21 protein-coding genes are annotated in these 23,537 nt (G+C 65.3%); 14 read left to right on the top strand and 7 right to left on the bottom strand.

What is annotated here, in order from left to right:
- Window positions 1–335 precede the first annotated feature (335 nt).
- A complete protein-coding gene (locus tag ACM42_RS22465; RefSeq protein WP_271529982.1) occupies window positions 336–2,054 on the top strand; it encodes an IlvD/Edd family dehydratase in 1,719 nt (572 codons plus the stop codon).
- A gap of 67 nt (window positions 2,055–2,121) precedes the next feature.
- On the opposite strand, the gene ACM42_RS22460 is transcribed toward ACM42_RS22465, so the two are convergent.
- Window positions 2,122–2,697, bottom strand: a complete 576-nt coding sequence (locus ACM42_RS22460) for a histidine phosphatase family protein (RefSeq protein ID WP_271529981.1) — start codon at window positions 2,695–2,697, stop codon at window positions 2,122–2,124.
- The gene (locus ACM42_RS22455; protein WP_271529980.1) at window positions 2,694–3,488 is read right to left on the bottom strand and encodes an enoyl-CoA hydratase/isomerase family protein; all 795 of its coding nucleotides are present in this window, start codon (window positions 3,486–3,488) and stop codon (window positions 2,694–2,696) included. Before ACM42_RS22455 ends, ACM42_RS22460 begins: the two co-directional genes overlap by 4 nt.
- A 237-nt stretch (window positions 3,489–3,725) precedes the next feature.
- On the opposite strand from ACM42_RS22455, the gene ACM42_RS22450 reads away from it, so the two are divergent.
- Complete coding sequence (locus ACM42_RS22450; protein ID WP_271529979.1) at window positions 3,726–4,946, top strand: NAD(P)/FAD-dependent oxidoreductase; 1,221 nt, start codon at window positions 3,726–3,728, stop codon at window positions 4,944–4,946.
- A 4-nt stretch (window positions 4,947–4,950) separates the two neighbouring features.
- Here ACM42_RS22450 and ACM42_RS22445 read toward each other — a convergent pair whose 3' ends face one another.
- Both ACM42_RS22445 and ACM42_RS22440 read right to left on the bottom strand, forming a co-directional pair.
- A complete protein-coding gene (locus tag ACM42_RS22445) occupies window positions 4,951–5,865 on the bottom strand; it encodes a ribokinase (RefSeq protein ID WP_271529978.1) in 915 nt (304 codons plus the stop codon).
- A 20-nt stretch (window positions 5,866–5,885) separates the two neighbouring features.
- Window positions 5,886–6,779: a sugar kinase gene (locus ACM42_RS22440; RefSeq protein ID WP_271529977.1), complete on the bottom strand. Its 894-nt coding sequence runs from the start codon at window positions 6,777–6,779 to the stop codon at window positions 5,886–5,888.
- Between the two features lie 211 nt (window positions 6,780–6,990).
- Here ACM42_RS22440 and ACM42_RS22435 point away from each other — a divergent pair, with 211 nt between their 5' ends.
- The 9 genes from ACM42_RS22435 (at window position 6,991) to ACM42_RS22395 (ending at window position 16,727) form a co-directional block, all read left to right on the top strand.
- Complete coding sequence (locus tag ACM42_RS22435) at window positions 6,991–7,839, top strand: VOC family protein (protein WP_028180783.1); 849 nt, start codon at window positions 6,991–6,993, stop codon at window positions 7,837–7,839.
- Window positions 7,840–8,048: 209 nt separating this feature from the next.
- Window positions 8,049–8,756 (top strand): TetR/AcrR family transcriptional regulator, encoded by a 708-nt coding sequence (locus ACM42_RS22430; protein ID WP_271529976.1) that lies wholly within the window; start codon window positions 8,049–8,051, stop codon window positions 8,754–8,756.
- 293 nt (window positions 8,757–9,049) lie between these two features.
- Window positions 9,050–9,859: an ABC transporter permease gene (locus ACM42_RS22425; RefSeq protein ID WP_271529975.1), complete on the top strand. Its 810-nt coding sequence runs from the start codon at window positions 9,050–9,052 to the stop codon at window positions 9,857–9,859.
- Between the two features lie 73 nt (window positions 9,860–9,932).
- Window positions 9,933–10,925 carry an ABC transporter substrate-binding protein gene (locus tag ACM42_RS22420; RefSeq protein WP_271529974.1) on the top strand — a complete coding sequence of 331 codons (993 nt, stop codon included), beginning with the start codon at window positions 9,933–9,935 and terminating at the stop codon, window positions 10,923–10,925.
- Window positions 10,926–11,076: 151 nt separating this feature from the next.
- Window positions 11,077–11,922 (top strand): ABC transporter ATP-binding protein, encoded by an 846-nt coding sequence (locus tag ACM42_RS22415; RefSeq protein ID WP_271529973.1) that lies wholly within the window; start codon window positions 11,077–11,079, stop codon window positions 11,920–11,922.
- Window positions 11,923–12,117: 195 nt separating this feature from the next.
- Window positions 12,118–13,515 (top strand): hypothetical protein, encoded by a 1,398-nt coding sequence (locus tag ACM42_RS22410; RefSeq protein WP_271529972.1) that lies wholly within the window; start codon window positions 12,118–12,120, stop codon window positions 13,513–13,515.
- On the top strand, window positions 13,512–14,663 hold the full coding sequence (locus tag ACM42_RS22405; RefSeq protein WP_271529971.1) for a Gfo/Idh/MocA family protein: 1,152 nt from the start codon (window positions 13,512–13,514) through the stop codon (window positions 14,661–14,663). Before ACM42_RS22410 ends, ACM42_RS22405 begins: the two co-directional genes overlap by 4 nt.
- A 10-nt stretch (window positions 14,664–14,673) precedes the next feature.
- On the top strand, window positions 14,674–15,864 hold the full coding sequence (locus tag ACM42_RS22400) for a dihydrodipicolinate synthase family protein (RefSeq protein WP_271529970.1): 1,191 nt from the start codon (window positions 14,674–14,676) through the stop codon (window positions 15,862–15,864).
- Window positions 15,864–16,727 carry a sugar phosphate isomerase/epimerase family protein gene (locus ACM42_RS22395; protein WP_271529969.1) on the top strand — a complete coding sequence of 288 codons (864 nt, stop codon included), beginning with the start codon at window positions 15,864–15,866 and terminating at the stop codon, window positions 16,725–16,727. The genes ACM42_RS22400 and ACM42_RS22395 overlap by 1 nt, the downstream gene beginning before the upstream one ends.
- Before the next feature lie 115 nt (window positions 16,728–16,842).
- Here ACM42_RS22395 and ACM42_RS22390 read toward each other — a convergent pair whose 3' ends face one another.
- The 3 genes from ACM42_RS22390 to ACM42_RS22380 all read right to left on the bottom strand — a co-directional run bounded on the left by ACM42_RS22390 (window position 16,843) and on the right by ACM42_RS22380 (window position 21,459).
- A complete protein-coding gene (locus ACM42_RS22390; protein ID WP_271529968.1) occupies window positions 16,843–18,300 on the bottom strand; it encodes a Spy/CpxP family protein refolding chaperone in 1,458 nt (485 codons plus the stop codon).
- Window positions 18,301–18,796: 496 nt separating this feature from the next.
- On the bottom strand, window positions 18,797–20,011 hold the full coding sequence (rocD, locus tag ACM42_RS22385; protein WP_271529967.1) for an ornithine--oxo-acid transaminase: 1,215 nt from the start codon (window positions 20,009–20,011) through the stop codon (window positions 18,797–18,799).
- Window positions 20,012–20,238: 227 nt separating this feature from the next.
- The gene (locus ACM42_RS22380) at window positions 20,239–21,459 is read right to left on the bottom strand and encodes a cytochrome P450 (protein WP_271529966.1); all 1,221 of its coding nucleotides are present in this window, start codon (window positions 21,457–21,459) and stop codon (window positions 20,239–20,241) included.
- A gap of 105 nt (window positions 21,460–21,564) precedes the next feature.
- On the opposite strand from ACM42_RS22380, the gene ACM42_RS22375 reads away from it, so the two are divergent.
- From ACM42_RS22375 to ACM42_RS22365, 3 genes are all read left to right on the top strand, one after another.
- On the top strand, window positions 21,565–22,107 hold the full coding sequence (locus ACM42_RS22375) for a phosphonopyruvate decarboxylase (RefSeq protein WP_271529965.1): 543 nt from the start codon (window positions 21,565–21,567) through the stop codon (window positions 22,105–22,107).
- Window positions 22,104–22,694, top strand: coding sequence for a thiamine pyrophosphate-dependent enzyme (locus ACM42_RS22370; protein WP_271529964.1), 591 nt, complete (start codon window positions 22,104–22,106; stop codon window positions 22,692–22,694). Before ACM42_RS22375 ends, ACM42_RS22370 begins: the two co-directional genes overlap by 4 nt.
- 155 nt (window positions 22,695–22,849) lie before the next feature.
- Window positions 22,850–23,536, top strand: a complete 687-nt coding sequence (locus tag ACM42_RS22365) for a TetR/AcrR family transcriptional regulator (RefSeq protein ID WP_271529963.1) — start codon at window positions 22,850–22,852, stop codon at window positions 23,534–23,536.
- Window position 23,537 lies beyond the last annotated feature (1 nt).

The raw sequence follows: 23,537 nt of genomic DNA, 5'->3' as shown, positions 1-23,537 counted from the left end.
AGGCCAGAGAGCGAGGGAAATCTGAAGGTGCGCAGCTGTGCTGGTGGCCACGAGGTTCAGGCTGCTTGCACCATGAGAATTGGAGCTGCGTCGAGTTCCACCGAATCCGCGCCAGAGAGGTCGGAAAGCCGGAGCACTCCACACTCGTTCGGGGAGCGTCGAAATCGGCAAACCAGATGCAGGATCACCTTCGGAAGTTGAACCTGCGACGAGCCGTGCTGTGGCATGCTCGCTCGAGGAGGGCCCCGGCCACCAAGCGTCAGGGCTGCAACTCGGCTTATTGACAATCAGGGGGCTGGCCTTACCACGGCGACAAAGCTGAAGGGAGCGACCTGATGACGAGCGGCTTGCGCAAGGGTTTGACCAGCTACGGCGATGCCGGCTTCTCGCTGTTCCTGCGCAAGGCGTTCATCAAGGCGATGGGCTACTCCGACGACGCGCTGGAGCGCCCGATCGTCGGCATCACCAACACCTATAGCGACTACAATCCCTGCCACGGCAATGTCCCTGACATCATCGAAGCCGCCAAGCGCGGCGTGATGCTGTCGGGCGCGATGCCGTTCGTGTTTCCGACCATCTCGATCGCCGAGAGCTTTGCGCATCCGACCTCGATGTACCTGCGCAATCTGATGGCGATGGACACCGAGGAGATGATCCGCGCCCAGCCGATGGATTCGGTGATCGTGATCGGCGGCTGCGACAAGACGCTGCCGGCGCAGGTGATGGCTGCGATCAGCGCGGATCTGCCGACGGTGGTGATCCCGGTGGGGCCCATGGTGGTCGGCCATCACAAGGGCGAGGTGCTGGGCGCCTGCACCGATTGCCGCCGTCTATGGGCGAAATATCGCGCCGGCGACATGGACGACGTCGAGATCGAGGCGGTGAACGGGCGCCTCGCGCCGTCGGTCGGCACCTGCATGGTGATGGGCACGGCCTCGACCATGGCCTGCATGATCGAAGCCATGGGCCTGTCGCTACCGATGAGCGCAACGATCCCGGCGCCGCATGCCGAGCGCTTCCGTCTCGCCGAGGCGAGCGGCAAGGTGGCCGCCGAGATGGCGAAGACGAAGGGGCCGAAGCCCAGCGAGTTGCTGACGCCGGCCTCTTTCAGGAATGCGCAGGTCGTCCTCCAGGCGATCGGCGGCTCGACCAATGGCCTGATCCATCTGACCGCGATGGCGCATCGCTCGCCGCACCGGCTCGATCTCGAAGTGTTCGATCAGATCGGCCGCGAGGTGCCGGTGCTGGTCGATCTCAAGCCGTCCGGCGAGCATTACATGGAGCATTTCCATCACGCCGGCGGCGTGCCGAAATTGCTGGCGCAGCTCGGCGATCTCGTCGATCTCGACGCCAGGACCATCTCGGGCCAGACGCTGCGCGATGTCGTGGCGAATGCAGAGGACGTGCCTGGGCAGGACGCGATCCGTTCGCGTGACAATCCGATCAAGAAGGAAGGCGGCCTCGCCATCCTGCACGGCAATCTCGCACCGCGCGGCGCCGTCATCAAGCAGTCGGCCGCGAGCCCGAAACTGTTGCGGCACACCGGGCGGGCAGTCGTTTTCGAATCGGTCGAGGACATGACCTTGCGGGTCGACGATCCCGATCTCGACGTCACCGCCGACGACGTACTGGTGCTGCGCAATGCCGGCCCGAAAGGCGCGCCGGGCATGCCGGAAGCCGGCTATCTGCCGATCCCGAAGAAGCTCGCGCGCGGCGGCACCAAGGACATGGTGCGCATTTCGGATGCGCGCATGAGCGGCACCGCGTTCGGCACCATCGTGCTGCATATCACGCCGGAATCCGCCGTCGGCGGCCCGCTGGCGCTGGTGCAGAACGGCGACATGATCCGCCTCGATGTGGAAAAGCGCAGCATCGAGCTGCTGGTCGATGTCGCCGAGCTGGAGCGGCGACGCGCCGCGCTGAAGCCGGCCGCCGTCCCCGAGGAAACGCGGCGCGGCTACGCCTGGCTGTTCAACGAGACCATCATGCAGGCCGACGAGGGCTGCGACTTCGACTTCATGCAGAGGACCGGGAAGCAGACGGAGAAGCGTTGATCGGGCGCGCGAACGAACGCTCGGATCGGCTGCTTCAAATTGCCGGCGGAGACAGGCTGCATCTGTCCTAGATGGCGACCTGCTCGATCCGCCACTGCGCGTCTTCGTGCAGGTAGCGGAACGGCGTGCCGTGGCTGTTCTTGAAATAGCTGCCACATAGTGCGTTTGCCATGGCTTGCATCACGGCGTCGTGGCAGACGAACAGGAGATTGTCGTCGGGATGGCGCGCGAGCCACCCCGAGACGCAGGCCAGCGACCGTCCGGCCATGGCGTCCCAGCTTTCGCCGTCGGCCGGCAGGATCGACACGAGACCCGTCGCGGATTTGACGCCGTGCTTGATCATGAGGTCGCGGACGGGGAGGCCTTCAAAGCTGCCGAAATCGTACTCGATGATGCCGTCGTCGATCGCGAGCGGCACCGCGATCACGTCCGCGATGATCTCGGCCGTCCGCGCCGCGCGTACCAGGGGGCTTGCGACGATGCGGCTGATGCCGACGCCGCGCAGCACGTGCGCGGCCTCGCGCGCTTGTCGCAGGCCATCGTCGTTCAGCGGATTGTCGGTGCGGCCCTGGAATCGCCCCTCGCGATTCCAGTCGGTCGCACCGTGACGGAGGCCGTAGAACGTGCGCGCGGGCCTCGTCACTTCGACTTGCTCGTGAACTTCTTCACGGCGGTGCGGAACGCCTCCGTGTTCATCGCCATGATGATCTTGTGCTCCTCGGCATCGAGCTGCTGCTTCACCGGCGTGGTCGCGGCCTGGTAGACCAGCTGCTTGGTGCCGGCGATCGCGGCCGGCGGGTTCTGCGCCAGCCGTTCGGCAAGCTGCCGCGTCGCCGCTTTCAGCTCGGTTGCGGGAACGGTCTTGGCGACGAGGCCCCATTCATAGGCCTGCTGCGCGGTAAAATTGTCCTCGGCGAGAAAGATCTGCAGCGCCCGGCGCGAGCCCACCGTACCGACGATGCCGACGGTCGAGCCGCCGTCCGGCGACACCCCGATCTTGGCATAGGCGGGCGTGAACCTGGCGTCGTCGGCGGCGATGCAGAGGTCGGTGACGAAGGCGAGGCCCATGCCGGCGCCGGCGGCCGAGCCGTGCACGCTGGACAGCGAGATCTTCGGCATGCGCCTGACGATCTCGATGAAGGCATGATAGTGCTTGAGCAGCTCGCCGACGACGGGCGTCACCGTGCCGGCTTCGGCGGCGGCTCCGATCGTCTGCAGATCGCCGCCGGCGCAAAACGCGCGGCCTTCGCCTTCGAGGACGACGACGCGGATGTCGTCCGCGGCTTCGATATAGGCCGCGAGCTGTTCGAGCTTCTGGGCAATCGCAAGGTTGATCGCGTTGAACGCAGCAGGGCGGTTCAGCGTGATGGTCGCGATCGGGCCGTCGATCCGCAGCAGCGCGGGATCATCGGGCTTTGAGACGGGAGCAGTCATCTGGAAAATCCCCGGCAGGAGGTCGAGGCTCGAACTAAATCGCAGAAGGCGAGGGGTGACAATCCCCAGCCGCCGCTCTTGCGCGGGGCGGAACGATAGGCTCAAATGGGCTCGCCTTCGCCAGGGAACGGACACGAGCGCCGGCTCCTCCTAAGGCCAGCAAACCAAAATCAGCGAGAGAAGCGAGAGAGGAGACGGCATGGGTTACGCTCGTGTCTTCCGGAAATGGGCTGTCCAATGACGGGCGGTCCGGTGATCATCGTCGGCGCAGGCCATGGCGGCTATCAGGTCGCGGCATCGCTGCGCCAGGCCGGCTTTTCGGAGCGCATCTGCCTGGTCAACGACGAGGCGCATCTGCCCTATCAGCGCCCGCCACTGTCGAAGGCCTACATCAAGGGCTCTGCCGGACCGGAGAGCCTGATGTTCCGGCCCGAGAAATTCTATCAGGACCAGAAGATCGAGCTGATCGCGGGCCGCGCCGCCTCGATCGACCGCGCGGGGCACAAGGTGCATCTCGGATCCGGTGAGACGCTGTCCTACGGCCACCTCGTGCTGGCGACCGGCGCGCGCAATCGCCTGCTCGACCTGCCCAATGCCAACCTGCCCGACGTGAGATATTTGCGCATCCTCGACGACAGCGAGGCGCTGCGCAAGATCATGCCGTCGAAGTCACGTGCGGTGATCATCGGCGCCGGCTTCATCGGCCTCGAATTCGCCTCCACCGCGCGGATCAAGGGCCTCGAAGTCGATGTGCTCGAGCTCGCCCCGCGCGTGATGGCGCGCGCAGTGACCGCCGAGGTCTCGGAATATTTCCAGGACCGCCATCGCGAGGCCGGCATCCGCATCCATCTCGGCGTGCAGGCCACCTCGATCGAGGCGGAGGACGGCAAGGTCACCGGCGTCTCCTTGAGCGACGGACGGCATCTGCCGGCCGATCTCGTCGTGGTCGGAGTCGGCGTGCTGCCGAACATCGAGCTCGCGGCCGAGGCGGGGCTACCGGTCGCGGCCGGCATCATCGTCGACGAATATCTTGCGACGGCCGATCCTGACATCTCGGCGATCGGCGATTGCGCGCTGTTCGCAAGCCCGCGCTTCGGCGGATCGCTGCGGCTGGAATCGGTGCAGAACGCCACCGATCACGCCCGCTGCCTCGCGGCGCGGCTGACAGGCGACAAGAAGCCCTACGACAGCCATCCCTGGTTCTGGAGCGACCAGGGCGACGACAAGCTCCAGATCGCAGGGCTCACCACCGGCTACGACCGCGTCGTGCTGCGCGGTGATCCCGCCAAGAAGGCGTTCTCGGCGTTCTGCTACAAGGGCGACAAGCTGCTCGGCATCGAATCCATCAACCGCGCCGGCGACCATATGTTCGGCCGCCGCTTGCAGAGCATGGATCGCTCGATCACGCCGGAGCAGGCCGCGGACGAGAGCTTCGACCTGAAGAGCGCGCTGGCGTGAGCGCTTAGCGCGGCAAAACCGCCGTGACCTCGGCGGCCGTCGGCATCGACGGCCCGGCGCCCATCCGCTGCACGCTGATCGAGGCGGCGGCATTGGCGAAGGCGAGGGCGGCGCGCAAGGGCACATCGTCGGCCAGTTGCGCGGCCAGCGCGCCGACAAAGCAATCGCCGGCGCCCGTCGTGTCGAGCGCCTTCACGGCACGGCCGGGCACCGCAATCTGCTCGCGCCCCGCCAGCGCGAGCACGCCGCGCTTGCCGAGCGTGACGCAGATGGTCTGGTCCGCGCGCGCCTGAAGCCGCCGCGCCACGGCAATGATCCTTGTCGCCTCGTCGCTTTCGGAGAGCCCGCTGCCTGCGAGGAAGCCGAGCTCGGTCTCGTTCAGCACGAGGATGTCGACGAGCGCGAGCAGCTCGCGGGACATGGCCTGCGCCGGTGCCGGGTTGAGCAGCGTCGTGGCTCCGGCGGCACGGGCGCGCCGGAAGAACGCGGCGATGGCCGGCAGCGGAATCTCGAACTGGCTGACGGCGACGTCGCCCGCCAGCAGCGGCACGACCTCGACGTCGTCGGCGCCGACCAGCCCGTTCGCCCCGGGAATGACGACGATGGTGTTGTCGGCCTCCGCCACCGTGATGATGGCCGTGCCGGTGTGCGCCTCCGCCGTCTCCTGGACGTAACCGAGATCGATGCCCTGCTCGCCGAGAAAGGCCTTCAGCTCGCCTCCGAATGAATCCTTCCCCAGCCGCCCGATCAGCGTGGTCCGCGCGCCAAGCCGTGACGCCGCGACCGCCTGGTTGGCACCCTTGCCGCCTGGAAAATACAGCACCTGGCGGCCGGCGACGGTCTCGCCGACCCTGGGATGGCGATCGGCGGTCGCCACGACATCCATGTTGATGCTGCCGGCGACGAAGACGCGCCCCATAAGAGAGACCTCAGCGACCGCTAGACCCTGACCTCGAACTCGTGCCTGACCTTGGCGATGTCGACGAGTGTCGGCAGGCCGGCCTCGTTGCCGAGGCGCTGGATCTTGAAGGTCGAGGCGGCGCGCGCGAAATCGAAATGCTCGCGCCAGCTTTTGCCGGGATGGGCGAGGTAGGAATAGACATAGGCGCCGTGGAAGACGTCGCCGGCGCCGTTGGTGTCGATGACGCGCTCGCGCGGGATCGGCATCGCCGGCATTACTTGCACCGTTCCTGTCTCGTCGTACCAGAGCAGGCCCTTCTCGCCCATGGTGACGCCGCCGATCCTGCAGCCGCGGCCCTTGAGGTAGTCGAGCATCTTCTCCGGCGTCAGGTCCATCTGTTCGCACAGGCGTTCGGCGACGATGGCGACGTCGATATATTCGAGCAGCTCATGTGTGTTGGTGCGCAGGCCGCCGCCGTCGAGCGAGGTCAGTATGCCCGTCTCGCGGCACACCTTGGCGTAGTGGATCGCGGCGTCCGGCTGGTGGCCGTCGACATGCAGCGCGCGGCAGCCGCCGAGATTGAGCATCGGGAACGGATGGATATGCTCGTCGTCGCGGCAGCGGACGATGGCGCGCTTGCCGTCCTTGGGCATGATGAAGGAGAGCGAGGACTGGTTGACCTTGCGCCCATGCAGCGAGATACCATACTTGGCGCACATGTCCTGGAACATGCGCCCCAGCCAGTCATTGGCCGCCGTGGCGATGAGATCCGGCACGATGCCGAGCTTGGCGCAGCAGAAGGCCGCCGTCACCGCATTGCCGCCGAAGGAGACCGCGTAGTCCGAGGCCACATGCTTCTCGTCGCCGGTCGGCATGTGGTCGGTGATGAAGACGACGTCGATATAGGTCTGTCCGATGAAGAGAGCCTGCATTGCTTGTCCGTGATGCGCTTGTGGTCCCGGCCGGCGGGATTACTCTAGCACCGGTTCCGCTCCGGAGGGACGCTGAAATTATTCGCAAAACTGCCGCCCGAAGCGCTTGAGGTCAGCATGGTGCCGGAATACGACCATGTCGGGCCAATGCCAAGCCCGGACAAACGCCGTCTGTCGGTCCACGGGTTCCAAGTCGATTTAAGGGTGCAGGATGATCACCGGCCTCGATCACATCGTCGTTCTGGTGAGCGATATCGGTGCGGCCAAGGCGGCCTATCAGACGCTGCTCGCCCGCGCGCCGGCCTGGCAGAACTCCGGCGAGGGCGCTGACCGGGTGCTGTTCACCCTCGACAACATGACGATCGAGCTGATGGCGCCGAGCGGCTTCAGCGTCACCGCCGACCGCATGCGCGCACTGCTCGAGGACCAGGAGGGCATGCTCGCCAGCCTGTGCTTTCGGGTCGCGGACATCGGCAAGATGCACCGGCGGCTGGAGCGGGTGGCCCTGAGGCCGGACCCGGTTGCGGAGGTCGAAAGCAGCGATGCGGTCAGCGATGCCGTGCTGCACTGGAAGCGCACGCGTGCCGCCACGGAGCTCACGCGCGGCGTGCGCATGTTCTTCCTCGAACTGGCCGACGAGCGTCCGAAGTCGGTCGCGACCGACATCGCGCCGATCGACGCGCTCGACCACGTCGTCATCACCACCGAGGATTCCGAGCGCGCCGCCGCGCTCTACGGCGCCCGGCTCGGGCTCGATCTCGCGCTCGACCGCTCGCACCAGGACTGGGGCCAGCTGATGTTTTTCCGCTGCGGCGACCTCATTGTCGAGGTGGTGCGCCGGCCCGTCGCCGGCGGTGACCTCACGCATGACCGGCTCTGGGGCCTGAGCTGGCGGGTCGCCGACATCGACGCCACTCGTGCCCGCCTGATCGCTGCCGGCCTCGACGTCAGCGAAGTCCGCAACGGCCGCAAGCCGGGCACGCGGATCATGACGGTGCGGAACGGGACCTGCGGGATTCAGACCGTGCTGCTGGAGCGCTCGCCGAAGCCGGTGGAGTGAGGGACGTCGCTCTCTCCTCCGTCGAAGACTCCCGTAGGTGGGCAAAGCGAAGCGTGCCCACGTCTTGGCGGCTTGATGAGAAGGCGTGGGCACGGCGCAAGTGCGCCTTTGCCCACCCTACGAAATTGCGTCTGGGGCACGAGATCGTTCTCAAACGCCCGCCCGCGTGTTACACGCTGGCCTGAGAGCACCTCCAGCGAGCACCCGGTTTGGCGAAGGCAAAGCGAACTCTGAAATGGCAGCGCGACCCCGAGGGGATGCGGCTGCGCATTCTCGAAGCCGCCAAGCAGGAGTTTTCCGCCCATGGGCTCGCCGGCGCGCGCGTCGACCGCATCGCGGCAAAGGCCGGCGCGAACAAGCGCATGCTGTACTATCACGTCGGCAACAAGGACGAACTCTATCTCGCGGTGCTCGAAGGCGCCTATGACAAGATCCGCAGCGAGGAGCGGGGGCTCGATCTCGAGCATCTCGATCCGCCCGAGGCGATCCGCCGCCTGATCGAGTTCACCTGGAATTACTTCCTGCGCAATCCCGAATTCCTGTCTTTGCTCCAGACCGAGAACCTCGCGCGCGCAAAACACCTGAAGAAATCGACCAAGGTCAAGTCGATGCATTCACCCTTCGTCGAGATGATCCGCACCGTGGTGCGGCGCGGTGTCGACAGCGGCGACTTCCAGGTCGCCGTCGATCCGGTGCAACTCTACATCTCGATCGCGGCGCTGAGCTTCTTCTATCTCTCCAACTCGGCGACGCTCAGCGTGATCTTCGGCCGCGATCTCCTGGACAAGAAGGCCAAGGACGAACGGCTGGCGCATATGGTCGGCCTCGTGCTCGCCGCGCTGACAGGGCAATCCGTGGCACTGTTCGAGATTGCCAAGGCGCCGAAGTCGCGCAGCGCGGTGGTGCAGACGGCGTAGTCGCTGTTTTTCCCAATCTCCGCTGTCATCGCCCGACTTGATCGGGCGATCCAGTATTCCAGAGACGCTGGTGGGATGCGGACAAGCCGCGGCGTACTGGATTCCCCGCTTTCGCGGGGAATGACACCGGAGATCGGGCGCGACGATCCTGCCACGCTGCCATGCACTCACATCCCCTCGCGTGGCTTCCGCTGCCGGAACCCCGGCGCAAAACGTCACAGGGAAAGCGCTGGACAGTATTTATCCAACGGGTTAATTTCTGCGCACAGCGAAGAAGATGCCGGGAGTGAAAATTGGCCGAGCCGAAGCCGCAAAACGCGGTGTCCAAGATGCTGAACGCGGCCTGGGTTCGGCCGTTTCTGTTCCTGGTCTTCATCGTGGTCGCCTGGGATCTCGCGATCCGAATCTTCAGGATTCCCGCCTATCAGATCCCGTCGCCGCTCGATGTCGTCGCGGTGCTTCGCACCGAATGGCCGGAACTGCTGCGCCAGTCATGGCCGACCACCTATGCGACCGTCTGCGGCTTCCTGCTCTCGGCACTGTTCGGCATTCCCGTGGCGATGCTGATCGCAGGCTCCAGGACGGTGGAGAGCTACGTCTATCCGCTGCTGGTGTTCTCGCAGTCGGTGCCCAAGATCGCGATCGCGCCGCTGTTCGTGGTCTGGTTCGGCTTCGGCATCATTCCAAAGGTGATCTCCGCGTTCCTGCTCGGCTTTTTCCCCGTGGTGGTCTCGGCGGTGCAGGGCTTCAAGTCGGTCGATCCTGACATGGTCGATCTCGCCCGCGCCATGCAGGGCAGCCGTTTCCAGGTGTTCCGCGCGGTGAACCTGCCGCATGCGCTGCCGGCGATCTTCTCCGGCCTCAAAGTGTCGGTGACGCTCGCCGTGGTCGGCGCCGTCGTCGGCGAGTTCGTCGGCTCCAATTCCGGCTTAGGCTACGTGATGCAGCGCTCGATCGGCACGTTCGACCTGCCGACGATGTTCGCGGCGCTGGTGATCCTCGCGCTGCTCGGCGTGGTCCTGTTCTGGATCGTGGACCGGATCGAGAAGCTGGTCATTCCCTGGCATGTCAGCCAGCGCGAGGACGTGATTTTCGCCGCTTGAGTATTTTCGGCTCTGAAATGAAGCAACGAACGGCCACCAACGGCCGACGCAACAAGGGCAAGGGAGATTGACGATGAAGCGCTTGATTGGGGCTGTCTCGGCGGTGCTGATGACCTTCGCGGCCATGCCGGCGCAGGCGGCCGACAAGGTCGTGCTGATGCTCAACTGGTACGTCTATGGCGAGCACGCACCATTCTATTACGGCAAGGCCATGGGCATTTATGCCGCCGAAGGCATCGACCTCGAAATCCAGGAAGGCCGCGGCTCGGCTGCGACCACGCAGGCCGTCGCCGCCAAGACCGCTGATTTCGGCTATGTCGACGTCCCCACCATGATGCGCGCCGCGATCAAGGGCGCGCCCGTGGTTGCGACCGGCGTGCTGCTGCAGACCAGCCCGATGTCCGCGATGGGTTTCGTCGACAAGAACATCAGGAAGCCCGAGGATATCAAGGGCAAGACGGTGGCGATCACGCCCGCTGATTCCATGACCCAGATCTGGCCGCTGTTCCTGAAAAAGACCGGCCTGAAGGAGAGCGATTTCAAGACCGTTGCCGGCGACGGCCAGACCAAGCTCAACGCCGTCATCAATGGCCAGGCCGACCTTTTGCTCGGCTACGTCATGGACCAGTCGATGAAGATCAAGGACGCCACCGGCAAGGACGTCTACCCGATCAAGTTCGCCGACTACGGCATCAACATGGTGTCGTCGGGCATCATCGCCAATTCCGACTATGTGAAGGCCAATGCCGATCTCGTCCGCCGCTTCATGTCGGCGACGACGAAAGCGGTCGAAGCCGCCGAGAAGGAGCCGAAGGCCGCGGCGCAGGCGATCCTCGATGCCAACCCCAAGGGCGGCAAGATCGACACGCTGACGCAAGGCTTCGAGCTGACCATTCCGCTCTACCGGACCGCGGAGACCAAGGGCAAGCGGCCGTTCCAGGTCACCGATCAGAACATGACCGAGACCGTCAATCTGCTGGTCGAATATGGCGGCCTCGACGCCAAGGCCAAGGAGAACCCGAAGGCCTTCTACACCAATGATTATCTGCCGAAGAGTGGCACGTGAGCGATCATTCTTCGCTGTCGTCCCTGCGAACGCAGGGACCCATAACCACCGGCCTCAATTGGTGCGGAAGGTCTCTCCCCGCGTGCCCGAACGCGCCGGCACGGCGTATGGGTCCCTGCGTTCGCAGGGACGACGGGTGGAGAGGGCTGCGATGAGTCCTGCGACCAAACCAATCGATGTCAGCACACCGGCCGCGCATCTGAGACTGGTGAACGACCGGGCGGGCGATGCGTCGGGCATCAAGCTGTCAGGCGTGTCGAAGACCTATCGGACACGCGACGGCGACGTGCCGTCGCTGCGGCCGCTCGACTTCCATATCAACGACGGTGAGTTCTTCGTCGTGGTCGGCCCATCCGGCTGCGGCAAGTCCACGCTGCTCAAGCTGATCTCGGGCCTGCTGCCGCCCACGACGGGCGAGATCCTGGTCGAGGGCGAGAAGGTGACGGCGCCGCATGGCAATGTCGGCATCGTCTTCCAGAACGCGCTGCTCCTGCCATGGCGCAACATCCTGTCCAACGTGATGCTGCCGATCGACATGAAGCGGCTGCCCCGGCAAAAATATCTCGAACGCGCCAAGGCGCTCCTGAAGCTGGTAGGACTCGAAGGTTTCGAGAAGAAGCTGCCCTGGCAGCTCTCCGGCGGCATGCAGCAGCGTGCCTCGATCTGCCGCGCGCTGGTGCACGATCCCAGGATCATGCTGATGGACGAGCCGTTCGGCGCGCTCGATGCGTTGACGCGCGAACGCATGAATGTCGAATTGATGCGGATCCAGCGCGAGACGAAGAAGACGGTGCTGCTGATCACGCATTCGATTCCCGAGGCCGTGTTCCTCGCCGACCGCGTGCTGGTCATGACCGAGCGCCCCGGCGCGATCGCCGCGATCTACGACGTGCCGCTGCCGCGCCCGCGCTCGCTCGACGTGATGGCCGATCCCGTCTTCACCGAGCTCGTGCAGCGCATCCGCAAGCATTTCTTCTCGCAAGGTGCATTGGACTAGGTCTGATGGGATTTCTTGTGTCCTCAACCGCACGAACGGTGCGCTCCCTCCCCCGCCTGCGGGGGAGGGTTGGGGAGAGGGTGTCTCCGCTCGCGAGAACCCCCCAGAGGAGAAAGCCCTCACCCGGCGCTTTGCGCCGACCTCTCCCGCAAGCGGGAGAGGTGCACTGCCGCATCTCGGGAGCCAACTAACACCATGTCACCCCGCCTGAAGCTGCGAGACATCGCCTTCTTCGAACGTCCGGTGCAGTTCGCGCGGCCGTTCCGCTTCGGCGCAATCACGATCAACGCGACGCCGCAGCTGTTCGTGCGGGTCGAGATCGAGGTCGAGGGCAGGGGCGTTGCGGCGGGCGCCAGCGCCGAGCTGCTGGTGCCCAAATGGTTCGACAAGCGGCCGGAGCTGTCGCCGGCGCAGACGGTGGACGGCTTGCGCCGCTCGCTGGAGATCGCGCGCGGTCTCTACCTGGCGCGGACCGGATACCAGACCGCGTTCGATCTGCATGCCTCGTGCATCGGGGCGCAGATCGCGACCTGCGCGAAGAAGAACATTCCGGCGCTCGCCGCTGCTTACGGGCCGGCCGAGATCGACAAGGCGATCCTCGATGCGCTGCTGCGAGGCGTTGAAACCAATTTCTTCGACGGGATGGCCGGCAACATCGCCGGCATGGACGCGCGACTCTCGCCTGACCTTGTGGGGGCGGACATCGCCACGTTCCTCCGCGGCCGGGCGCCGCTGGAGCGTGTTGCCATCAGGCACACCGTCGGTCTTGACGATCCCGTAGAAGGCGAGGGCGGCGTTGCCGACCCGCGGGAGAACGCGGGTGCGCGCTATTTCAAGCTCAAGCTGTCGGGCGATCCCGCGGCCGACGCGGCGCGGCTTGCCCGGATCGGCAAGGAGCTCGATACGCTGGGGTATGACTACAAGCTGACGCTCGACGCCAACGAGCAGTACGCCGACCTCGCCGCGTTGCGAGCGCTGATCGACCGGCTTGATCATGACGCCGCGCTGCGCCAGATCGCGGCGCGATTGCTTTATGTCGAACAGCCAATGCCGCGCGACATCACGCGGCAGTCGCCGCTCGGCTCGCTGGCCGCCCACGGCTTCATCATCGACGAAGCCGACGATTCCTACGATGCTTTTCCGGCCGCCCGGGCCCTCGGCTATCGCGGCATCTCGTCAAAATCCTGCAAGGGACTCTACAAATCCATCGTCAATGCCACGCGCGCAGCGAAATGGAGCGCGGAAGGCGAAACGTTCTTCATCACCGGTGAAGACCTGACCTGCCAGGCTGGTCTTGCCGTGCAGCAGGACCTCGCGCTCGGTGCCTTCATCGGCGTCACCCACGCCGAACGCAACGGCCACCACTATGTCGACGGTTTCGGCGACACGCCTACCGCCGAAGCCCAGGCCTTCTCCGCCGCGCATTCCGATCTCTATGCCGACGCCGGGCAGGGCATCCGGCTCTCCATCCACAACGGCGATCTCCTGACGGGATCGCTTCACGCAACGGGTTTTGCGACCTCCGTCCATCCGGACTGGTCGGCACTGCGCCCGCTTGCACGGCCAACATCACTTCAGGAGCAATTGGCATGACCACCCAACGCCTCGGCCTCATCATGAACGGCGTCACCGGCCGCATGGGGCTCAACCAGCATCTGATCCGCTCGATCGTCGCGATCCGCGACCAGGGTGGCGTCCGCCTGAAGAACGGCGACCGCGTCATGCCCGATCCGATCCTGGTCAGCCGCAGCGCCGAGAAAGTCGAGGCGCTTGCCAAGCGCTTCAACATCACACGCTGGACCACCGACCTCGATGCGGCGCTCGCCGACAAGAACGATACCATGTTCTTCGACGCCGCGACCACGCAGGCGCGCCCCGGTCTGCTGACGCAAGCCATCAATGCGGGCAAGCACGTCTATTGCGAGAAGCCGATCGCCACGAACTTCGAAGAAGCGCTCGAAGTGGTCAAGCTCGCCAATTCCAAGGGAGTCAAGCACGGCACGGTCCAGGATAAGCTGTTCCTGCCGGGCCTGAAGAAGATCGCCTTCCTGCGAGATTCAGGCTTCTTCGGCCGCATCCTCTCGGTGCGCGGTGAGTTCGGCTATTGGGTGTTCGAAGGCGGCTGGCAGGAGGCGCAGCGGCCGTCCTGGAATTACCGCGACGAGGACGGCGGCGGCATCATCCTGGACATGGTCTGCCACTGGCGCTACGTGCTCGACAACCTGTTCGGCAACGTCCAGAGCGTGGTCTGCATCGGCAACACCGACATCCCCGAGCGCTACGACGAGCAGGGCAAGAAGTACAAGGCGACCGCGGACGATTCCGCCTACGCCACGTTCCAGCTCGAGGGCGGCATCATCGCTCACATCAACATGTCCTGGGTGACGCGCGTCTATCGTGACGACCTCGTCACCTTCCAGGTCGACGGCACGCACGGCTCGGCGGTCGCAGGCCTTACCGATTGCATGATCCAGGCGCGGCAGGCGACGCCCCGGCCGGTGTGGAATCCCGACGAGAAGCGGCTGCACGATTTCTACGGCGACTGGCAGAAGCTGCCCGACAACGTCACCTACGACAACGGCTTCAAGGAGCAGTGGGAGATGTTCATCCGCCACGTCTACGAGGATGCGCCCTACAAGTTCACGCTGCTCGAAGGCGCCAAGGGCGTGCAGCTCGCCGAATGCGCGCTGAAGAGCTGGAAGGAGCGGCGCTGGATCGACGTCGCCCCAATCAAGGCCTGAGGGTGGAACAATGAACAAACCCGTCCTGCCGATGTCGTCATTGTCGTTGAAGCTGCCGAAGGCCGATCGCTCGATCGAGACCTACCGGCTCGCGGCCTCGCGCACGTTTCCCGCAAAGCTCGAGGGACCGCTAAACCGCATCGCCTTCTCCGCCGTGCACACCGTCGCCGATCCCTTCGCTGACAACGATCCCTGGCTCTCGGTCGCCGTCGACTGGGACAAGACCATCGCCTTCCGCGAGCACGTCTGGGATCTCGGCCTTGGCGTTGCCGAAGCCATGGACACTGCGCAGCGCGGCATGGGGCTGGACTGGCCGACGTCGCTGGAGCTGATCACGCGCTCGGTCGGCGCCGCCAAGCGTCGCAACGCGCTGGTGTTCTCCGGGGCCGGCACGGACCATCTCGCGGTCGAGGATGCCAAGAGCCTTGACGACGTCATCCGTGCTTACGAGGAGCAGATCTCGGCAGTCGAGAAGGTCGGCGGTCGCATCATCCTGATGGCGTCGCGCGCACTGGCCAGGCTTGGCCGCAACGCCGACGACTATGCCAAGGTCTATGACCGCGTGCTGTCGCAGGTTCGCGAGCCCGTGATCATTCACTGGCTCGGGGACATGTTCGATCCCGCGCTGACGGGCTATTGGGGCACTAGGGATCTCGACAAGGCGATGGACACGGCGGTCGCCATCATCAACGGCAACGCAGCCAAGGTCGACGGCGTCAAGGTTTCGCTGCTCGACAAGCAGCGCGAGATCGACATGCGCCGTCGTCTCGACAAGCGCATCAAGATGTATACCGGCGACGACTTCAATTACGCCGAGCTGATCGCCGGCGACGAGCAGGGCTTCTCGCATGCGCTGCTCGGCATCTTCGATGCGATCGCGCCGGCGGCGTCCTACGCGTTGTCGCGGCTGGCGGCCGGCGACGAGACCGGCTTCCACGACGTGCTCGGGCCGACCGTGCCGCTGTCGCGTCACATCTTCAAGGCGCCGACGCGCTTCTACAAGACGGGCGTCGTGTTCATGGCGTACCTCAACGGCCATCAGGACCATTTCACCATGGTCGGGGGCCAGGAGAGCGCGCGATCGATGCTGCATCTGGCCGAGCTGTTTCGTCTGGCCGATCAGGCCGGTTTGCTTTCCAATCCGGAGTTGGCGACGCGGCGGATGAAGACGGTGCTCGCCTCGCACGGACTGGAGTCCTGATGCGCGATTTCTCGTCCGACCACCGCTGGCTGTCGCTGAACACGGCGACCGTCCGCAAGCAGGGTGACCTCGTCGCGATCATCGAGGCCTGTGCCAGGCACGGCATCCGCGCCATCGATCCCTGGCGCGACCAGGTCGCTGCCGTCGGTCTCGAGCGCGCCGCGCGCGCCGTGCGCGAGGCCGGCCTCGAGCTGTCGGGCTATTGCCGCGGCGGCATGTTCACCTCGGACGCCTCGCGCCGGGGCGAGGTGCGGGACGACAACAGGCGCTGCGTCGATGAAGCCAAGGCGCTGGGCGCGCCCTGCATCGTCCTCGTGGTCGGCGGCCTTCCGCAATACTCGCGGCCGGGCAGCGAAGCCTCGAAGGACATCGCGGCGGCGCGCGGACAGGTCGAGGAAGCGCTCGCCGAGATGCTCGACTACGCCCGACAGGCGAAGCTGCCACTGGCGATCGAGCCATTGCATCCGGCCTATGCCGCCGACCGCGCCTGCGTGAACACCACGAAGCACGCGCTCGACATTTGCGACCGGCTCGACCCTGATCGCAGCGGCATGCTCGGCGTCGCGCTCGACGTCTATCACATCTGGTGGGACCCGGAGCTGATGAGCCAGATCGCGCGTGCCGGCAAGGATCGCCTGCTCGCGTTCCACGTCTGCGACTGGCTGGTGCCGACAAAAGACATCCTCAACGACCGCGGCATGATGGGCGACGGCGTCATCGATATCAAATCGGTGCGTCAAGCGGTCGAAGCGCAGGGCTTTGCCGGCTATTCCGAGATCGAGATCTTCTCCAACGACTGGTGGGGCAAGCCGATGAACGAGGTGCTGCGCACCTGCATCGCGCGGCACAAGACGGTGGTCTAATGCGGTATGAGTTTGGGTTGAATCGATGCTAGCACCTCTCCCCGCTGGGGAGAGGTGAACCTGGAACAACCGACCGAGCCAAATTTCATCGTGCTCCAGGTCAGGCGCGGTGCCCTCACGGGCTTGCGACCTGTTGTAAGGTGTTGAAACGCGCCTTCTGCTCGCTGCTCAGCGTGGCGTAGAACTCGTCCAGCGCAGGTTCGACCAGCTTGGCGGCCGTCAGCATGGCTTCAAGCCTACGCTGCATCGCTTCGAGCCGTCCAACCGGCGTCAGGGGCACATCGTTCGGACAGGCCGCCTGCAAGGCTTCAACGCCCTTGGCCGTCACATCGCTGAGACGGTCGAGCGCCTCCTTCTGCTTGCCTGCAGGGTGCAGCACAGCCTCGATCCTCTGGATCGGCAGCTGGGTCAGGCTGGACTTCGGATCGCCGCAGCTCTCGCTACTCGCTTCCTGCTGCTGGGATGAGCGGTCGCCGACATTGGGGCCGAGCGCGTTGAAGCGGGCCTGCTGTTCGTCACTGAGCGAGTTGTAGAAATTCTCCAGTGCCGGTCGCACGATCTTGACGGCCTCCAGGGTCGCGCCGATGCGGTTCATCATCGCGCGCAGGCGGCCAGGGGGTGTCAGTGCATAGGTCTCCGCGCAGGAGTCCTTGAACACGCCGGCAGCGTTGGCCGCCGCGATCTTCAATTCGTCGAGCAGTGCGCGTTGCTCCGATGTCGGCTGCACCGCGCGCGCGATATCGGCAAGCGGCCAAGCGGTCACGCCCTTGTCCGGTGCGCCGCACAATTGCTCGAGCGTTTGTCGGCTCACGCTGGCGCGTGGACGGGCGCGGTCGCCGCGGGCTTGCGGATAGTCATACGGGTTGGTGCTGGCATAGGCGGAATAAGGGCTATCACCACCCCAGAACACGGTATCGACGAAATCGTCATAGGCGTAGGCCCAATAGCCGGGCTCGTAGGCATAGGACCAGAACGTGTAGTTGAAGATGTCGGAATAAGCGTAAGGCCAGAACACTGGCCCAAGCCATGCCACGAACACCGCGGGATGACGGTGACGCCAGGCTTGCCGGGGCGCCCAGCCGCTCTGGCGAGCGAGGAGGGCCGCCTGGGTCTGCGGAGTGGCATGCTCGCGGAAGCGCGCCGCGAACCGCCCGCGCTCGGCAGCCTGCACGGCGGCCGCAGTCGCCGCGGCGCGCCCGGCCGGAGCCTGCAGTCCGAGCCGCTGCTGGCGCGCCAGGTCGAGTTGCTGCGCGCGCTGCTCACGACCGAGCAAGCGGTTCTGGGTCTGGAGCATCCGTTGCTGCTCGCGTTGCGCTCGCGCGCCTTCCACCTTTTGCGATTGCAATTGCTGAACGCGCTGCTGCAGACGATCGATGCGGGTCTGGCGCTCCGTCGTTTGGCGCGACAGCGTCTCGCGCTGTCGCTGCTGCACCACCTGCTGGCGCTGCTGGATCTGCTGCTGATGCTGCTGCGCACGCTGTTCGATCTGCTCCCGTCGCGACAGCCGCTCGCTTATGGGCGGCGCGCTCGGGCGCGAGGGGGCGGCGATGTGCGGCGTCGGCCGCGGTGCCATGGCCGGACGTTGCGGTGCTGCCGGCGGGCGATGGACTTCAGGCCGTGGCGCCGCCACGTGCGGGGCGGCTCGCGGTGGCGCAGCGACATGTGGGGCCGGCCGCGGTGGCGGCGAGGCGACATGTGGTGCCGGACGTGGCGCCATGGCCGGTCGCTGCGGCATGGAAGGAGGATGGGATGCCGGCGCGGCGGGACGTGCCATCGCTGGCGGTGCCGCCGGGCGGGCCATGGCCGGTGGTGCTGCTGGCCGTGCTGCCGGCGCTGCGGCTGGACCCGGTGGCCCGCCCCTTCCATGTCCCTGTCCGGGTCCTTGGGCGAACGCGATGACGCTCGCCCCCAGCATCGAGGCACCAACTAGAACAGCCGTAAGGCAAACGCCACGCGGAAGCATGATTGTGGCTCCCAGCTCGTAATCGCCCACGACATTCAACGCACGGCTGGGGGAATCGTTCGTTGTTGGCCACGGCCGCCATTGCGATCTTCCGACGCAGGCAGTCTCAAGAGAAATCCTGCGTCAGGGTGGTGGCGAGCCGCTCCAGCGCCCAGTCGACCTGGTCGCTTGTGATCACCAGCGGCGGGGCGATGCGGATCGTTTGCTCGTGGGTATCCTTGGCGAGGATGCCCTTGCCCTGAAGCGCCTCGCAGTAGCGGCGAGCGCGGCCGGCCTCGGGATGCAGCTCGACCGCCAGCATCAAGCCGCGCCCGCGAACCTCGCGGATCGTATTGGCACGAATGTCTTTCAAGCCTTTCAGAAAGCGCGCGCCCTGCGTGGCCGCGTTCTCGATCATGCCTTCCTCGACCAGCACGCGCATTGCCGCACGCGCCACCGCGCAGGCAAGCGGGTTGCCGCCGAAGGTCGAACCATGCTGCCCGGGTCTCAAAGTCCCGAGCACGTCGTTGTTCGAGAGCACGGCCGACACCGGATAGAAACCGCCGGACAGGGCCTTGCCGAGCAGCGTCACGTCAGCCTCGATTCCCTCGTGCTGCTCGGCCAGCAGCTTGCCGGTGCGGCCGAGCCCGGTCTGGATCTCGTCGAGCACCAGCATCACGTTGTTGGCGGTGCAGAGCTGGCGCACCTCAGTGAAATAGCCGGCCGGAGGAATGATGACACCGGCTTCGCCCTGGATCGGCTCGACCAGAAAGGCGACGGTGTTTGGGGTAATGGCGTCTTGCAACGCCGCGGCGTCGCCGAACGGGATGATCCTGAAACCCGGCGCGAACGGCCCGAAATGTGTGCGTGTCTCGGGGTCGGTTGAAAAGCCGACGATGCCAAGCGTGCGTCCGTGGAAATTGTTGGCGCAGACGATGATCTCGGCCGCACCGTCCGGCACACCCTTCACCTCATAGCCCCATTTGCGAACCGCCTTGATCGCGCTTTCGACCGCCTCGGCGCCGCTGTTCATCGGCAGCACCTTGTGGGAGCCGGTGAGCGCGGCGATCTCCTCGTAGAACAGGGCGAGCTGGTCGTTGTGGAAGGCCCTCGAGGTGAGCGTCAGCCTGTGCGCCTGTTCGACCATCGCCGCCAGGATCTTGGGGTGGCAGTGGCCCTGGCTGACCGCCGAATAGGCCGAGAGGCAATCGAGATAGCGGTTGCCTTCGGTATCCCAGACCCAGACACCTTCGCCGCGCGACAAGACGACCCCGATCGGCTCGTAATTATGGGCGCCAAACCGTGCTTCCGTTGCGATGAAATCAATGACCGACGAGCTCATCTGTCGTCACTCCATTGCTGCGCGCGGGGTCCTCAACTGACTGCACCGGTGGTCTTCAGCTTGATTTGGGTATTCGCCGGCCGGCTTGGAAGCCTTCATGCGCCGATGGCGTGGCGCAGCCCGATTTGCCTGAAACGTCCGATAGTTCTGCGGATCCGCAAGGTGTCGTTCGTCGACCCGGCCTCTCCTGTGCATGGGGTTGTTTTCGTCATTTTTGCTTGGAGGCCTCAGCCGATCGCGCAGGGCACGCTCAAGAAGCCGCGGAACCGCACCCGTCCGCCCCGGACCGGCTGCCCGCTCACGGCATAGTTCGGGAAGCGCGCCAGGAAGCGCGAGATCGCGATGGCGCCTTCCAGCCGCGCCAGCGCCATGCCGGCGCATTGATGCGCGCCGGTGGCGAAGGCGAGGTGCCGGTTCGGCGTGCGTGCGATGTCGAAGCGTTCCGGGTCTGGAAACTGCGCGGGATCGCGGTTGGCCGCACCGATGCACAGCGTCACCGACGTGGCGGCATCGAGCACGACGCCGCCGAGCTCGACACGCTCCGTGGTCATGCGATTGCCGAGCTGGTTCGAGCTTTCATAGCGCAGCATCTCTTCGACGGCGGTCTTGATCATGTCGGGGTTGTCGATCAGCCGCTGCTTCTGGTCGGAATGACGGGCCAGCGCCACGAGGCCGTTGCCGATCAAATTGGTGGTGGTCTCATGGCCGGCATTGAGCAGGAAGATGCAATTGTGCAGCAGCTCCTTCTCGGTGAGCCGCTCGCCGTTCTCCTCTCCCTGGATCAGCCGCGTCAGCACGTCGCGCTCGGGATTGCCCGGCTTGGCGCGCCGCCGCGCCACCAGCGTTTCGAGATAGGCGAGGAAATCCGTCACCGCCTTGTTGCCGCGCGCCGCGGCTTCGGGCGACACCACGGGTTCGAGCGCGCCCAGGATCGCCAGCGACCAGTCGCGCAGCGGCGTGCGCTCGTCATGGGGAACGTCGAGCAGATTGCCGATCACCTCGATGGGAATGGAGGCGGCGAAATCCTCGATCAGCTCGCAAGAGCCCTTGGCGGCGATGGCGTCGAGCAGGCCGTCGACCAGCTTGATGAGGTCGCCCTCCATGCTCGCGATCGCCCGCGGCGACAGCGCGCCCATGATCAGGCGGCGCACACGGGTATGGGATGGCGGATCGTTGAAGACGAGACTGGTGGTGTGGTGCTCGTAAAGCGGGGTGTCGCCGTATTTCGGCGCGAACTCGCGCTTCTTGTCCGAGCTGAAGGATTTTGTGTTCTTGTAGGTGGTGACGAGGTCGTCGTAGCGGGTCAGGAACACGGTGCCGTTCGGCAGGCGCTTGACCGGCTCGTTCTCCCGCAGTGCACGATAAGTCGGATAGGGGTTGTCGTAGAACTCCGGCGTCAGCTTCTCGAGGTCGAAGCTGGCCGCCAGCGCCTTCGCATCTGCGTTCATCCCGCTATACTCGCCGGTTAAAGCCGATATGCCGTTTTTGTTGTTCTGGTCGGCGCATGCATACGTCTACAGTCTTTGCACCTTGCTAGCCGACCGGACAGGAAAATGCACGCACGCGCTGACGCTGCCGACACGGCCCCGAACTGGCCCGACGATATCTTCGCAACATTGCAGCGCTTCGACGTCCGGCAGGTGCCTTATGTGCCCGACGCCGGTCATTCCAGGCTGATCCAGCGCGTGCTGGACTCCTCCACCATGCGCGGCATTCCGCTGACGACGGAGGAGGAGGGGGTGGCGCTGCTCGCCGGCGCCTGGGCCGGCGGACAGCGTGGCGTGCTGCTGATGCAATCGAGCGGCGTCGGCAATTGCATCAACATGCTGTCGCTGATCCCGATCCTGCGCTTTCCGTTCCTCACGCTGGTGACTATGCGCGGCGAGTGGGGCGAGTTCAATCCGTGGCAGGTGCCGATGGGATCGACCACGCAGGGCGTGTTCGAGCTCTCCGGCGTCAAGGTGCTGCGCGCCTCGAACGCCGCCGAGGTGCCCGCCGTGCTCGATGCCGCCGCCGCGCAGGCCTACAACGCGCTCACGCCGACCGCCGTCCTTCTGTCGCAGCGCCTGATCGGCGCCAAGGTTTTCACCAAATGAGCAAGGCCAATCTCCTCGACCGCCGCAAGGTGGTGTCCACGCTGCTTGCGGACCGCAACGACGTCGTCGCGATCGGAGGCCTGGGGGCCTCCACCAACGACATGTGTGCGGCCGGCGACCATGCGCGCAATTTCTACCTGTGGGGTGGCATGGGCGGCGCCGCGATGATCGGGCTCGGCCTCGCTCTGGCGCAGCCGAAGCTGCCGGTGCTGGTCATCACCGGGGACGGTGAAATGCTGATGGGGATGGGCAGCCTTGCCACCATCGGCCTGCAAAGGCCGCCCAATCTGTCGATCGCAGTGCTCGACAACGAGGCCTATGGCGAGACCGGCGGGCAGACCAGCCACACCTCGGCCGCCGCCGACCTCGTCGGCATCGCAAAGGCATGTGGCATTGCGAACAGCCGGGCCGTCACGACCATGGCCGAGGTCGGGGCCTTTGCCAAAGCCGTCCACGACGTTTCGGCCGGGCCGCGCTTTGCCAATGTGAAGATCGACAGCGCCAGCCTGGAGCGGATCCTCCCAAGCCGGGATGGGACCTATATCCTCAACCGGATCCGCGGCGACCTCGGCTTCCAGCCGATCTAGCGGCGCTGCTGTCGGAGGGGGTGGTCACCCTGCAAGCAGCCCGAGTGGTGGTGGGAATTTCCCGTGAATTCGCAACGCACTCAGGTTGCGATGCAACATAGTGCTTGACTTCTGCGTGGGTGAGTGTTTACTCACCCACCATGAGCTCATTGCGTATGACGAGCGACCTGAGGCGTCAATTGATCCTCGGTGCCGCGAAGCGCTGCTTTGCCCGACATGGCTACACCGGCACCACGACGAAGAGCGTGGCGGCCGCCGCTGCCATTTCCGAGGCGCTGCTGTTCAAGCATTTCCCGTCCAAGGCGGCGCTCTATGCAGAAATTCTCAGCGACGAATGCGAAGCGGATCCGGCATTCATCGAGCTTCTCGAGCGGGAGCCATCGACCGCCACGCTGGTCGAGGTGATCCGCAGGATGGTCGGGCATTTCCTGCACATTGCCGATGGTCCCGATCAGGAAGAGGCCCAGCGCCTGCGACTCATGGCCACGAGCCATCTGGATGACGGCGAATTCGCGCGTTTGCTATATGCCAAGATCGAGACCCTGATTGGGGCGGCTTTTGTCGGCTCGCTCGAGCGCGCCGTGGCCGCCGGGGATGCGCGGCCCTACGCTGGCGATCCGCTCAACCTGTTCTGGTTTGCGCATCATGCGGTGATGACCGCGGCGCTGACCAGGCTGCCGGCCACGCCTTGTCTCGCTTACGGCAAGGCGAACCACCTGGAGCGGCAGCTCTGTGAGTTTCTCCTGAGGGGTATAGGACTTAACGACGCCGCAATTGCTTCGCATCTGGGCCGCGATCAGGCCGCGGATGCCGGCAAGGCGGCGATTGCAGAAAGTGCATGAC

The organism is Bradyrhizobium sp. CCBAU 25338, assembly GCF_028128965.1.
Taxonomy (GTDB): domain Bacteria; phylum Pseudomonadota; class Alphaproteobacteria; order Rhizobiales; family Xanthobacteraceae; genus Bradyrhizobium; species Bradyrhizobium liaoningense.
The sequence above is the reverse complement of the archived record's forward strand: the minus strand, read 5'-3'. Positions and strand labels throughout refer to the sequence as shown.